11 protein-coding genes and 2 pseudogenes are annotated in these 14,184 nt (G+C 51.2%); 10 read left to right on the top strand and 3 right to left on the bottom strand.

Going from position 1 to position 14,184, the window contains the following annotated elements; all coding sequences use genetic code 11:
• Positions 1-345: 345 nt before the first annotated feature.
• The 9 genes from QZ323_RS04570 (at position 346) to QZ323_RS04530 (ending at position 12,596) form a co-directional block, all read left to right on the top strand.
• Entirely contained in the window at positions 346-936 is a 591-nt protein-coding gene (locus tag QZ323_RS04570; RefSeq protein WP_294633192.1) for a hypothetical protein, read from the top strand.
• A gap of 15 nt (positions 937-951) precedes the next feature.
• Positions 952-1,794, top strand: a complete 843-nt coding sequence (locus QZ323_RS04565) for a DUF2764 domain-containing protein (RefSeq protein WP_294633190.1) — start codon at positions 952-954, stop codon at positions 1,792-1,794.
• 18 nt (positions 1,795-1,812) lie between these two features.
• Positions 1,813-3,567, top strand: a complete 1,755-nt coding sequence (locus tag QZ323_RS04560) for a V-type ATP synthase subunit A (protein WP_294633188.1) — start codon at positions 1,813-1,815, stop codon at positions 3,565-3,567.
• Positions 3,568-3,580: 13 nt separating this feature from the next.
• Complete coding sequence (locus tag QZ323_RS04555) at positions 3,581-4,900, top strand: V-type ATP synthase subunit B (protein ID WP_294633186.1); 1,320 nt, start codon at positions 3,581-3,583, stop codon at positions 4,898-4,900.
• Between the two features lie 31 nt (positions 4,901-4,931).
• Positions 4,932-5,534, top strand: coding sequence for a V-type ATP synthase subunit D (locus tag QZ323_RS04550; protein WP_294633185.1), 603 nt, complete (start codon positions 4,932-4,934; stop codon positions 5,532-5,534).
• Entirely contained in the window at positions 5,531-7,363 is a 1,833-nt protein-coding gene (locus tag QZ323_RS04545) for a V-type ATPase 116kDa subunit family protein (protein ID WP_303034410.1), read from the top strand. Before QZ323_RS04550 ends, QZ323_RS04545 begins: the two co-directional genes overlap by 4 nt.
• A gap of 71 nt (positions 7,364-7,434) precedes the next feature.
• Positions 7,435-7,854 (top strand): ATPase, encoded by a 420-nt coding sequence (locus QZ323_RS04540; protein WP_294633181.1) that lies wholly within the window; start codon positions 7,435-7,437, stop codon positions 7,852-7,854.
• 345 nt (positions 7,855-8,199) lie between these two features.
• A complete protein-coding gene (locus QZ323_RS04535) occupies positions 8,200-9,861 on the top strand; it encodes a glycogen/starch synthase (protein WP_294633179.1) in 1,662 nt (553 codons plus the stop codon).
• A 170-nt stretch (positions 9,862-10,031) separates the two neighbouring features.
• Positions 10,032-12,596 (top strand): glycosyltransferase family 1 protein, encoded by a 2,565-nt coding sequence (locus tag QZ323_RS04530; protein ID WP_294633177.1) that lies wholly within the window; start codon positions 10,032-10,034, stop codon positions 12,594-12,596.
• Positions 12,597-12,949: 353 nt separating this feature from the next.
• On the opposite strand, the pseudogene QZ323_RS04525 reads toward QZ323_RS04530, so the two are convergent.
• Positions 12,950-13,075: pseudogene (locus QZ323_RS04525) on the bottom strand (AraC family transcriptional regulator); the annotation flags it as partial.
• A gap of 162 nt (positions 13,076-13,237) precedes the next feature.
• Here QZ323_RS04525 and QZ323_RS04520 point away from each other — a divergent pair.
• Positions 13,238-13,414, top strand: a pseudogene (locus tag QZ323_RS04520) (DapH/DapD/GlmU-related protein); the annotation flags it as partial.
• A gap of 1 nt (position 13,415) precedes the next feature.
• Here QZ323_RS04520 and QZ323_RS04515 read toward each other — a convergent pair.
• Both QZ323_RS04515 and nrdG read right to left on the bottom strand, forming a co-directional pair.
• Complete coding sequence (locus QZ323_RS04515) at positions 13,416-13,634, bottom strand: hypothetical protein (RefSeq protein WP_294633175.1); 219 nt, start codon at positions 13,632-13,634, stop codon at positions 13,416-13,418.
• A 34-nt stretch (positions 13,635-13,668) separates the two neighbouring features.
• Positions 13,669-14,175 (bottom strand): anaerobic ribonucleoside-triphosphate reductase activating protein, encoded by a 507-nt coding sequence (gene nrdG / locus QZ323_RS04510; RefSeq protein WP_294633173.1) that lies wholly within the window; start codon positions 14,173-14,175, stop codon positions 13,669-13,671.
• Positions 14,176-14,184 lie beyond the last annotated feature (9 nt).

Raw genomic sequence — 14,184 nt, 5'->3', positions numbered from 1 at the left:
TTGACAATTACAATTGATAATTGACAATGGAAAGATACTTCAATTTCTTTTAGGAATTTAATAATTGATAATGGAAAGAGGAAGCTCTCGCACCCCAAAAAGGGTTACCCAATAACTCCTTCGGAATCTCTTGCTTTACTTTTCCCGCCATATTTTCTTTGTTTTGTCGCTTCATTTGTATTATTAAGGAATAAAAAGAGGATAAAAAACTTTTTTTAGCGGTTATCTTGTTTTTATTTTCTTCTTTCTTCTTTTTATCTAAGGGATTTTACTACTTTTGAGGTCGAATCTAATAAGAGAGGAAAAAATCGCAATTATATAATTATTAAAATAATTCCTGTAGATATGGAAAACAAAATTCAAGAGTTAACTGATAAGATTTACCGTGAAGGAGTCGAGAAAGGCAATGCCGAGGCTCAGAAACTTATCGCTAACGCTCAAGATGAAGCCAAGAAAATTGTGGAAGACGCTCGTAAGGAGGCCGAAGCAATTGTGGCTGCTTCACGCAAGTCTGCCGATGAACTGGCGGAAAATACCAAGTCGGAACTGAAACTGTTTGCCGGACAGGCCGTGAACGCGTTGAAGTCTGAAATCGCCACTCTGGTGACGGACAAGATCGTGACGGCTGACGTAAAGGCTTTCGCTGCCGACAAAAACTACCTGAACGCATTTATCGTGGCACTGGCCTCCAAATGGAGCGTGAACGAGCCGATCGTCATCTCTACCGACGATGCGGAAGGACTGAAGAACTATTTCGCCGCACAGGCAAAGGATTTGTTGGACAAAGGCGTGAGCATCGAGCAGGTGAACGGCAACAAGGCTCTGTTCTCGGTTTCGCCCGCCGACGGTTCTTATAAGGTGAATTTCGGTGAAGAAGAGTTCATGAACTATTTCAAAGAATTCCTGCGTCCGCAGTTAGTGGAAATGCTCTTCTAAAAATCTGCACTGGATATGAGTAAATGCTATTACTACTTGGTGGCCGGTTTGCCTGAACTTACGCTGGAGGACAGTAAGCTGAGCTATACGGTAGCTGATTTCAAAACGGAACTGTATCCGAGCCTGTCGGACGAAGACAAAAGACTGGTCGACTTGTTTTACTTGAAGTTTGACAATGCGAACGTCTTGAAGCTGCTGGCAGACCGGGATGCGGCTATCGATCCCCGTGGAGTGTACTCCGCAGAGCAACTGTTGGAGGTCATCTCGTTGCTGAAAGAGGGTGACGAGGTGCCCGATTCTGCATTTCCTTCCTATCTCTCTACGTTCATTTCCGAATATTTCGCAACTCCTGCCGAAGAGGGCTTCTTGCACGAAGACCGTCTGGCCGCACTCTACTACGGCTATGCCATGAAATGTGGGAACCGTTTCGTATCTTCTTGGTTTGAGTTCAACATGACGATGAACAATATACTGGTGGCACTGACGGCACGGAAATTCAAGATGGACGTGGCGCCGCTGATCGTGGGCGATACGGAGGTGTGCGAGGCTTTGCGCACGTCGACTTCGCGCGACTTCGGACTGGCGGGGGAAGTGGACATCTTGGAGCAGTTGGTGAAGATCAGCGAAACCGCCGAACTGCTGGAAAGGGAGAAGAAGATAGACCAGCTGCGTTGGAAATGGATGGAGGAAGCCTCTTTCTTCGATTATTTCACGATAGAGCGCCTCTTCGTCTTCCTGCTGCAACTGGAGATGATAGAACGGTGGATTTCGTTGGATAAGGAAAAGGGTAATCGGATGTTCCGCAGCATCATAGCCACGCTGAAGGACGAAGTGAAGATTCCCGCAGAATTCAGATAAAACAAATAACATGATTATATGGCAACAAAAGGAACTGTTAATGGCGTTATAGCCAACATGGTAACCCTCGTCGTTGACGGGCCGGTGGCACAGAACGAGATTTGCTACATCTCGACCGGAGGCGACCGACTGATGGCGGAGGTGATTAAGGTGGTAGGTACCCATGTGTACGTGCAGGTGTTCGAGAGCACGCGCGGACTGAAGGTGGGCGCCGAAGCCGAATTTACCGGACACATGCTTGAGGTGACATTGGGCCCGGGTATGCTTTCGAAGAACTATGACGGTCTGCAAAATGACCTCGACAAAATGGACGGCGTCTTCTTGAAACGCGGTCAGTATACTTATCCGCTGGATAAGGAAAGCAAGTGGCATTTCGTGCCGCTGGTGAAGGTGGGCGACAAGGTGGAAGCCGCTGCCTGGCTCGGACAGGTGGACGAGAACTTCCAGCCCCTGAAGATCATGGTGCCTTTCACGCAGAAGGGTGTCTGCACCGTGAAGTCGATCGTGGCAGAAGGTGAGTATGCCATCGAGGATACCATCGCCGTGCTGACCGACGAAGCGGGTAACGACGTACCGGTGAACATGATACAGAAATGGCCCGTGAAACGCGCCATGACAAACTATAAGGAGAAACCGCGTCCTTTCAAACTGCTGGAAACGGGTGTGCGCGTGATCGACACGGTGAACCCCATCGTGGAAGGCGGTACGGGATTCATCCCCGGCCCGTTCGGTACGGGAAAGACCGTGCTCCAGCATGCCATCTCCAAGCAGGCGGAAGCGGACATCGTGATCATTGCCGCCTGTGGTGAGCGTGCCAACGAGGTTGTGGAGATCTTTACGGAGTTCCCCGAACTGGTGGACCCGCATACGGGACGCAAGCTGATGGAGCGTACGATCATCATCGCCAACACCTCGAACATGCCTGTGGCTGCCCGTGAGGCGTCGGTATATACGGCCATGACGATTGCAGAGTACTACCGGAGCATGGGACTGAAGGTGCTGCTGATGGCAGACTCCACTTCGCGTTGGGCGCAGGCATTGCGTGAGATGTCGAACCGTATGGAGGAGCTGCCCGGACCGGATGCGTTCCCGATGGACTTGTCTTCCATCATATCCAACTTCTACGGGCGTGCCGGATACGTGGTGCTGAACAACGGCAAGACGGGTTCCATCACCTTCATCGGTACGGTGTCGCCTGCCGGCGGTAACCTGAAAGAGCCGGTGACGGAGAACACGAAGAAGGTGGCACGCTGCTTCTATGCCCTCGAACAGGACCGTGCGGACAAGAAACGTTATCCTGCCGTGAACCCGATCGACTCCTACTCCAAGTATATCGAATATCCTGAATTTGAGGAGTATATCAAGCAACATATCAACGGCGAATGGATCGGCAAGGTGAACGAAATCAAGAACCGCCTGCAACGCGGAAAGGAGATTGCCGAACAGATCAACATCCTCGGCGACGACGGTGTGCCCGTGGAATATCACGTGATCTTCTGGAAGTCGGAACTGATCGACTTCGTGATCCTGCAACAGGATGCCTTCGACGAGATTGACGCCGTGACGCCGATGGAACGTCAGGAGGACATTCTGAACATGATCATCGACATCTGCCATACGGAATTTGAGTTCGACAACTTCAATGAAGTGATGGAGTACTTCAAGAAAATGATCAACGTGTGCAAGCAGATGAACTACTCAAGGTTCAAGTCCGAGGAGTACGAAGGATTCCGCAAGCAGTTGCAGGAATTGATAGAAGAACGTAAAGCATAACTTTAAGAATAAGATGGCAACAAAAGCATTTCAAAAGATATATACTAAGGTCACTCAGATAACGAAAGCCACTTGTTCGCTGAAAGCGACGGGGGTGGGGTATGACGAGCTGGCAACCGTGAACGGCAAACTCGCCCAGGTGGTGAAGATTGCCGGTGACGACGTGACTTTGCAGGTGTTCGAGGGTACGGAAGGTATCCCCACCAATGCAGAGATTGTATTCCTGGGCAAGTCGCCTACGCTGAAGGTGAGCGAGCAGCTTGCCGGACGCTTCTTCAACGCTTTCGGTGACCCGATCGATGGCGGACCTGCCATTGAGGGAGAGGAAGTGGAGATCGGCGGACCGTCTGTGAACCCCGTACGACGCAAACAGCCGTCCGAGCTGATTGCAACCGGTATCGCAGGCATCGACCTGAACAACACGCTGGTGTCCGGACAGAAGATTCCCTTCTTTGCCGACCCCGACCAGCCTTTCAACCAGGTGATGGCGAACGTGGCGCTCCGTGCCGAAACCGACAAGATCATCTTGGGCGGTATGGGTATGACCAACGACGACTACCTCTATTTTAAGAACGTGTTCTCCAATGCCGGTGCGCTCGACCGCATCGTCAGCTTCATGAACACCACCGAGAACCCGCCCGTTGAGCGTCTGCTGATTCCGGACATGGCACTGACGGCAGCTGAGTATTTCGCAGTGAAGAACAACGAGAAAGTGCTGGTACTGTTGACCGATATGACCTCCTACGCCGACGCGTTGGCTATCGTGTCCAACCGTATGGACCAGATCCCTTCGAAAGACTCCATGCCCGGTTCGCTCTATTCGGACTTGGCGAAGATCTACGAGAAGGCAGTGCAGTTCCCCAGCGGCGGTTCCATCACGATTATCGCGGTGACGACCCTGTCCGGAGGCGATATCACACATGCCGTGCCCGACAATACGGGATACATCACGGAGGGACAGCTCTTCTTGCGCCGCGACACGGACATAGGCAAGGTCATCGTCGACCCGTTCCGCTCGTTGTCTCGTCTGAAACAGCTCGTTACGGGAAAGAAGACGCGTAAGGACCACCCGCAGGTGATGAATGCCGCCGTGCGTCTGTATGCCGATGCCGCCAATGCGAAGACCAAGCTGGAGAACGGTTTCGACCTGACGAACTACGACGAACGTACGCTTGCCTTTGCCAAGGATTATTCCAACCAATTGCTTGCCATTGACGTCAACCTCGACACGACGGAGATGCTCGACGTGGCGTGGAGCCTGTTCGGTCAGTACTTCCGTCCCGAAGAGGTGAACATCAAGAAGGAACTCGTGGACCAGTATTGGCCGAAATGAGAGAAATCCAATCTTTAATAATTAGTTTCGTATGATTAAGTTTCAATATAACAAAACCTCTCTCCAGCAGCTGGAAAAGCAACTGAAGGTGCGGGTGCGTACTCTGCCTATCATCAAGAACAAGGAGAGCGCGCTGCGCATGGAAGTGAAGCGCTGCAAGTCGGAAGCTGCCGTGCTGGACGAGAAGTTGGAACGGGAAATCCAGGCCTATGAAGCAATGTTTGCCCTTTGGAATGAGTTCGACCCATCGCTGATCAGGGTCAACGATGTCCATCTCGGGGTGAAGAAGATTGCCGGCGTGCGGGTACCGTTGCTCGAAAGCGTGGATTTCGAGATACGGCCATACAGCCTGTTCAATGCGCCCAAGTGGTATGCGGATGGGGTATATCTGCTCAAGACACTGGCGCATACGGCTGTCGAACGGGAGTTCATCGTCGCCAAGCTGGGCTTGCTGGAACATGCACGTAAGAAGACCACCCAAAAGGTGAATCTTTTTGAGAAAGTGCAGATTCCTGGCTATCAGGATGCTCTGCGAAAGATCAAGCGCTTCATGGAGGATGAGGAAAACCTCTCCAAATCGTCGCAGAAAATCATGAAATCCCATCAGGAAAGCAGGAAGGAGGCAGAGGCATGATTACAAAAATGAAGAAGCTGACATTCCTTGTCTATCATAAGGAGTATGAAATGTTCCTGGAGCGGATCAGGGAACTGGGAGTGGTGCACGTGGTAGAGAAGCAGTGGGGCGAAATGGACGACTCGCTGCAACTGATACTCCGCAAGCAGACTCTCTATAAAGGTGTGCTTCAGTCGATGTTCCTCTTGGCGGACAAACAGCCGGACGAGCATGTGCACAGCGAACTGGCGCCCGATGCGCTGGTGCAGCAGTACGAAGACCTGAAGAACCGGATTCAGAATCTGAACCAGCAGGCGTCCGTCCTCGACAAGGAGATCGACCAGATGGAAGTCTGGGGCGACTTCGACTGGGAGGTCGTGCGTAAGCTGGAGGCGGCAGGATGGCACGTGCAGTTCTATGCCTGTCCGAAGAAAGACTATGATACCGCTTGGGAAGAGGAGCACAACGCGATCATCGTCGGCGATGACGGCAATCTGATCCGGTTTGTGACGGTGACCTGTTCGCCTGTGGCCCTGGACATCGACCCGTTGCGGCTTCCGGCACGGAACCTTTCGGAACTGAAAGCCGGCAAGGCGGAGAACGAGAAAGCCCTGCGGCAAGCGGACGAAGACCTGAAGCAATTCTGCAAGGCAAACTACGCTACACTCAAAGAGGGCGAAAGCAAGCTATACGGCGAGATCGACTGGATGAAGGTGAAGCTGAGCAGCGAGGAAGTTGCCGAAGGAGCAGTTGCCCTGCTGGAAGGCTGGGTGCCTGCCGATCAGGAAGAAGAGCTGAAGAAGTATCTCGACGAGAGCTGCGTGTACTACGAGTCCAGAAATGCGACCCGTGAGGACGACGTGCCTGTGAAACTCAAGAACAACGCCTTTACACGCATGTACGAGGTGCTGACCAAGATGTACGGTATGCCCAGTTTCACGGATTTCGACCCGACACCGATTGTGGCTCCGTTCTTCTCGCTGTTCTTTGCATTCTGTATGGGCGATGCCGGGTACGGTCTGATTCTGATCCTGCTGGGCTTCTTGCTGAAGAAGAAGCTGGGTAAGGAGATGGCAGGCATGATGAATCTGGTGATTACCTTGGGTATATTCACAACGGTCTTCGGAGCCTTCTTGGGGACGTTCTTCGGCATGAGCCTGATCGACTCCGACTTGCCTCAGAACCTGAAGAACTTCATCATCGCAGGCAACGTGGAACTGTTCGGTTCGACGTATGACAAGCAGATGATACTGGCGCTTGGAATCGGCGTGGTCCACATCTCGATAGCCATGACGGTGAAGGCCATCAACAGTACGGTGTTCTACGGCTTCAAGGAGTCGCTGAGCGCATGGGGATGGTGGCTGTTTATCGTGGGAGGTGTCGTAGTGGGTACGCTTTCTTTCCTCAGCATCATTCCGGCAGAGGTGTCCAAATGGGCATTCATAGCCGTGGCCGGTGTGGGAGCGGTAGGCATCTACCTGCTGAACAACCTTCGCCGTAACGTGCTGGTGAATATCGGCGCAGGACTGTGGGACACTTACAACATGGCGTCCGGACTGCTGGGCGATACGTTGTCGTACATCCGTCTGTTTGCCCTCGGTCTGGCAGGCGGTATGCTGGGACAGACGTTCAACAATCTGGCACTGATGGTGGTGGATGGAACGGAAGGCGTGTCTGCCGTGTTCGGTTGGATCGGTTTCGGGCTGATCATCCTGGTGGGCCATACGCTGAACATCGCCATGTCTTGCTTGAGTGCGTTTGTGCATCCGTTGCGTCTGACGTTTGTGGAATATTTCAAGAATGCCGGTTATCAAGGAAAAGGTTTGCAATATAAACCTTTTAAGAAATAAACAGGATATCAATCCTTTAAGAGATAAAACAATATAGAAATAATAAACAAATATAAAACGAAGAAAACATTATGAACGAATTATTAGGTTATTTAGGAATGGGCCTCATGTTGGGTCTTGCCGGTATCGGCAGCTGTTATGGTACAACAATTGCCGGTAATGCCGCAGAAGGTGCTCTGAAGAAAGATCCCTCCAAGTCGGCAGGTTACATGATTCTTTCTGCACTTCCCGCTACGCAGGGTCTTTACGGTTTCTTGGCTTTCCTGCTCCATTTCGGTAAGGTGACGGCTGAGACGGGTGCGCTGTGGTTCGGTGTAGGACTGGGCGTAGGACTGGTATGCTTGTTCTCGGCTATCCGTCAGGGACAAGTCTGCGCAAACGGTATCGTAGGTGTGTCACAAGGACACGACGTGCAGACCAACACGATGATTTACGCAGCTCTTCCGGAGTTCTATGCTATCTTGGCACTGGTGGCTACCTTCCTGGTATAAGGAACATAGAATAGCAGAGAATAACATAGAATGACATAGATTTTGGGGATGACCGCAGATTAGATTGATTCTATCTGCGGTCATCTGCTTTATAGGCAATTGCCCAATAATGTATCTCGCTCAAATTTTGAAAGTTACGTATAAATGAGCCTTTTTTTGTAATCCCGTCAGCTATGCAATCAGCCCCTTTATGGAGCATTTGCAGATTGATTTTCCGATTCCTTATCTCATACCGCAAACGATTGTTTATCTATATTTCATTAGTTTTTTTGATTAATAGGCTATTTTTCAAAGAATAATATGTAATTTTGCAGCCGAAATAAAGTAATAGATATTAAAAGTAATATGACAAAAGCACTGTTAACCCCCGATTACATCTTCGAATCGAGTTGGGAAGTATGCAATAAGGTTGGCGGTATCTACACAGTTTTGTCTACGCGAGCAAATACGTTGCAGGCAAAATTTCATGATAGATTGTTTTTTATAGGACCGGATTTCTGGCAAGGAAGAGAGAATCCTTTGTTTATCGAGTCCGACAACCTTTGTGCGGCATGGAGAAAGCATGCTGCTGAAAAAGATAACCTTTCCGTCCGTGTAGGACGCTGGAATATTCCGGGCGCTCCGATTGTTATACTGGTTGATTTTCAACCGTTTTTCGCACAGAAGAATGAGATTTATACCGAAATGTGGAACCGTTTCCAAGTAGATTCGCTGCATGCGTACGGCGACTATGACGAAGCCTCCATGTTCTCGTATGCCGCCGGAAAAGTGGTGGAAAGCTTCTACCGCTACAACCTGATGGAAACAGACAAAGTGGTCTATCAGGCACATGAGTGGATGACCGGTATGGGCGCCCTCTATCTGCAAAGCGCCGTACCCGAGATAGCCACCATCTTCACCACACACGCCACGTCCATCGGACGCTCCATCGCCGGAAACGGAAAACCCCTCTACGATTACCTCTTCGCCTACAACGGCGACCAAATGGCAGGAGAACTCAACATGCAGTCCAAACATTCCATCGAAAAACAGACCGCACACTACGTGGACTGTTTCACCACGGTGAGCCAGATAACCAACAACGAATGCAAAGAGCTGCTCGACAAGCCGGCCGACGTTGTGCTGATGAATGGCTTTGAGGACGATTTCGTACCGAAGGGAACCACGTTCAGCGGAAAGCGCAAACGTGCACGTGCCGCCCTACTGCGTACGGCAAACTGCCTGCTGGGCACGAACCTGGGCGACGACACGCTGCTGGTAGGTACCAGCGGACGCTATGAGTTCAACAACAAAGGCATCAACGTCTTCCTGGAGTCGCTGAACCGCTTGAACCGCGACAAAAACCTGAAGAAGAATATCCTTGCCTTCATCAACGTGCCCGGATGGGTGGGCGATGCCCGCGAAGACCTGCAACAGCGTCTGAAGAGCAAGAAGAAGTTCACCACTCCGCTGGAAGTGCCCTTCATCACCCACTGGCTGCACAACATGACGCACGACCAAGTGCTCGACATGCTGAAATACATGGGCATGGGCAACCGTCCGGAAGATAAGGTGAAAGTCATCTTCGTCCCCTGCTACCTCGACGGCAAAGACGGCATCCTCAACAAGCACTACTACGACCTCATACTGGGTCAGGACCTCAGCGTCTATCCCTCGTACTACGAGCCGTGGGGCTACACGCCGTTGGAGAGCGTTGCCTTCCGCGTGCCCACCATCACGACCGACCTTGCCGGTTTCGGACTTTGGGTGAAGAGCCTGAAGAACCAGCACGGCATCGACGATGGGGTAGAGGTGCTGCACCGTTCGGACTACAACTACTCCGAGGTGGCAGACGGCATCAAGGACACCATTTCGGCATTCTCCGCCAAGACAGAGGCCGAAGTGAAAGAGATACGCAAGCGTGCCGCACAGGTTGCCGAGCAGGCTTTGTGGAAACATTTCATTGAATATTATTACGAAGCCTACGACTTTGCGCTCCGCCGTGCGAAAGAGCGCCTGTTGGGCTGAGTGAAAGAGGATATATCAATGCGGATATGTCAATGCGGATATATCAATAAGAATATATCAATAAAGGATATACCAATGCGGATATATCAATGAAATGGCAAAAAAGAATATATCAATGAGCGAGAGCGAAAACATAAACAAGAATTATTAATCAATCAAGTAATTATACAATGAAGATTAAAGTTAGTAATGTAAACACTCCAAACTGGAAAGATGTGAATGTGAAGTCTCACATTCCAGCCGAGTTGGAGAAATTGTCAGAATTGGCGCGTAACATTTGGTGGTCGTGGAACTATGAAGCCACCGAGCTGTTCAGAGACCTTGACCCTGCTTTGTGGAAAGAAGTCGGCCATAATCCGGTTCTTCTGCTGGAAAGAATGAGCTATGCGAAACTCGAAGCCCTTGCAGGTGACAAAGTCATTCTGAAGAGAATGAATGCCGTGTATTCCAAGTTCAAGGCATACATGGATGTAGAGCCTGACAAGAAACGTCCTTCCGTTGCCTATTTCAGTATGGAATATGGTTTGAACCAAGTACTCAAGATATATTCCGGTGGTCTGGGCGTATTGGCCGGTGATTATCTGAAAGAGGCTTCCGACAGCAACGTAGACCTTTGCGCAGTAGGTTTCCTCTATCGCTACGGCTACTTCACGCAAACCCTCTCCATGGACGGACAGCAGATTGCCAACTATGAGGCTCAGAACTTCGGACAGCTGCCCCTCGACCGCGTGCTGGACGAACACGGAAACCAGCTTGTGGTAGACGTGCCCTATCTGGACTACTTCGTGCATGCTAACGTATGGCGCGTGAACGTAGGCCGTGTGTCCCTCTACCTGCTGGACACCGACAACGAGATGAACAGCGAGTTCGACCGCCCCATCACTCACCAACTCTATGGCGGTGACTGGGAAAACCGTCTGAAACAGGAGATCCTGCTCGGTATCGGCGGTATGCTGACCCTGAAGAAACTGGGCATCAAGAAAGACGTGTACCACTGCAACGAAGGCCATGCCGCACTGATCAACGTTCAGCGCATCTGCGACTACGTGGCTGAAGGCATGTCCTACAACCAGGCTATCGAGCTGGTGCGTGCTTCTTCACTCTACACAGTACACACTCCGGTTCCCGCCGGCCACGACTACTTCGACGAAGGCCTTTTCGGCAAGTACATGGGCGGTTATCCCGCCAAGATGGGCATCACTTGGGACGAACTGATGGACCTCGGCCGCAACAATCCGGGCGACAAGGGCGAACGCTTCTGCATGTCCGTATTCGCTTGCAACACCTCACAGGAAGTGAACGGTGTGAGCTGGCTGCACGGAAAAGTATCGCAAGAGATGTTCTCTTCCATCTGGAAGGGCTACTTCCCCGAAGAGATGCACGTGGGCTACGTGACCAACGGTGTACACTTCCCCACATGGAGCGCAACCGAGTGGAAGCACCTCTACGCTGCCAACTTCGACGCCAACTTCCTCAACGACCAGTCTAACGCCAAGATCTGGGAAGCCATCTACAACGTGCCCGACGAAAAGATTTGGGAGACACGCATGGCGCTGAAGAACAAGCTGATAGACTACGTCCGCAAGCAATACCGTGAAACTTGGCTGAAGAACCAAGGCGATCCTTCACGCATCGTTTCGCTGATGGACAAGATCAATCCCAATGCACTGCTGATCGGTTTCGGACGCCGTTTCGCCACCTACAAGCGTGCCCACCTGCTGTTCACTGACCTTGAGCGTCTGGCCAAGATCGTGAACAACCCCGACTATCCGGTACAATTCCTCTTCACCGGAAAGGCGCATCCGCACGACGGCGCAGGTCAGGGACTGATCAAGCGTATCATCGAAATCTCACGCCGTCCGGAGTTCCTGGGCAAGATCATCTTCCTGGAGAACTACGACATGCAGCTGGCACGCCGTCTGGTGTCCGGTGTAGATATCTGGCTGAACACTCCGACACGTCCGCTCGAAGCTTCCGGTACGTCCGGCGAGAAGGCGCTGATGAACGGTGTTGTCAACTTCTCCGTGCTCGACGGCTGGTGGCTCGAAGGCTATCGCGAAGGTGCAGGATGGGCGTTGACCGAAAAGCGTACCTACCAGAACCAGGAACACCAAGACCAGCTGGATGCCGCTACGATCTACAGCATCCTTGAGACGGAAATCCTGCCGCTCTACTATGCCCGCAACAAGAAGGGTTACTCGGAAGGCTGGGTGAGAACCATCAAGAACTCCATCGCACAGATCGCTCCTCACTATACGATGAAGCGCCAGCTGGACGACTACTACAGCAAGTTCTACACCAAGATGGCCGAACGCTTCAAGAAACTCGCTGCCAACGACAATGCTAAGGCAAAGGCATTGGCTGCATGGAAAGAAGAAGTGGCTTCCAAGTGGGACAGCATCGAAGTGGTTTCTTGCGAGAAGGCAGAAGAGCTCGTGCAAGGCTCCATCGAGAGCGGTAAGGAGTACACCATCACTTACGTGATCGACGAGAAGGGTCTGAACGACGCAGTCGGTCTGGAGCTGGTGACTATCTACACTGCTGCCGACGGAAAGCAGCACATCTATTCCGTAGAGCCGTTCAATGTAGTGAAGAAAGAGGGCGACCTCTACACCTTCCAGGTGAAGCATAAGCTGGAGAACGCCGGTAGCTTCAAGGTATCCTACCGTATGTTCCCGAAGAATGCCGACCTGCCTCACCGTCAGGACTTCTGCTACGTTCGTTGGTTTGTGTAATGTAAGACAGAGTGTGTATATGTAAGACAGAGTTGTTTCGTGTAAGGCAGAGCGTGTCTTCGTGTAAAACGATTGTATCTTCGTGTAAAACGATTGTCTTCGTGACGACATAAATTTATAGAAAAGCGAAAGGCTGCCCTTGATTTTCTCAGGGCAGCCTTTTTTTTACGTTGTTATGTAAGACGGTTGGTCTTGTCTCGTGAGGTGTTTTGTTTCGTCTCGTGAGACGGTCGATTTCGCCTCACGGGACGAGTGATTTCGTCTCGCGGGACAATTCTTATTGTCTCACGGAACGAACGGTTCTCGTCTTACGGAACAATTTTTCGGCCTCACGGGATAATTCTTTTTGCTTCAGGTGTTGTATCTGCCGTTTGTCCGGGAGCGAAACAGACAATGGTTCCTTCTTCGTAATCGTACTTCTGGCGTCCGTACTTGATGTCGCACGCCTTTTCCAGTTTTAGGAACAGGGCATATACACCTGATATAACCTCAGTATAGATTTCGTACATTCTCCCCGGAAATTATGTAATTGGGGTTATAATATCTGTAATTCATCTACCGTCCTGTCTTATGATTTCCGCTATTTTTGCACTTGAAAAACAAATGAACAGATAAACCATGTCGAAGAATATTCTGATTTTATCGGCAAAAACGTGTGGGTCGGTTCAAACTCTACCATCCTGCGGGGTGTGACCGTGGGTGACAACGCCATTATCGCCGCCGGATCGGTGGTGACGAAAGACGTGGCAGCCAATACGGTTGCAGGAGGCGTACCGGCAAGGCATATTCGAAACATCGACAAAGACGAAAAGCGATAGCCTATGGAATCCGGCATCTTACCTCGAAAGATGTAGCCAACGACAGCGAGGCTGTCAGGCAAAGACTACGTTCATGCAGAGCTTCGTTGGCTTCGTAAGAGAAGAACGAGTATTCGCGCATCGTCCGTCCGAGCGGTGTGTTGTGCAACAGGTCGGGCTGGAACATCAGCAGGTAGCCATCGGGCTGGAACTCCGTACCATCGTATTGTTTTCCATACATACGTATGTATCTATCGCGCCACATTCCGGCCGGTTCAGGCGACGGGAAGAGGGTTGTATTTGTATACCACGGCTTCCCCTTTCTTCAGCGAAGCGGGCACATCGATCAGACGCTGGTTGCGGCTGCCTCTGAAGCAGAGGCTTTCGTCGCGAAGTTCCTTCTCGAACCTGCCGTCCACAAGTACGTCGATGTATTGCAACAACTGATGTTGCCGCGGATTGCGCAACAACCGCTCAAAGGTGTAGCCCGTATAGCACCAGATGCTCTTGTCGCTTTTCTCTTTGATGGCGCGTGCCACTTTGGTAAATCCTTCCGGCTGGTACATCGGGTCGCCGCCGCTGAAGGTCACGTCGGCAAAGTCGTCGGCAAGCACCTTCTGCACGATCTCGTCCGTGGTCATCCAATGACCGTGGTTGATGTCCCAAGATTCGGGATTGTGACAGCCGGGACACCCGTTAGGGCAACCTGCCGCATAAATGGAGGTCCGGAATCCCGGACCGTCCACTGTGGTATCTTCTATGATGTTAAGTATTGAAAGCACGATTTGAAA

The organism is uncultured Bacteroides sp. (assembly GCF_910585845.1).
In the GTDB taxonomy this organism is placed as follows: domain Bacteria; phylum Bacteroidota; class Bacteroidia; order Bacteroidales; family Bacteroidaceae; genus Bacteroides.
Note: the sequence above shows the minus strand (reverse complement) of the source record. Positions and strands in the feature narration are given on the sequence as shown.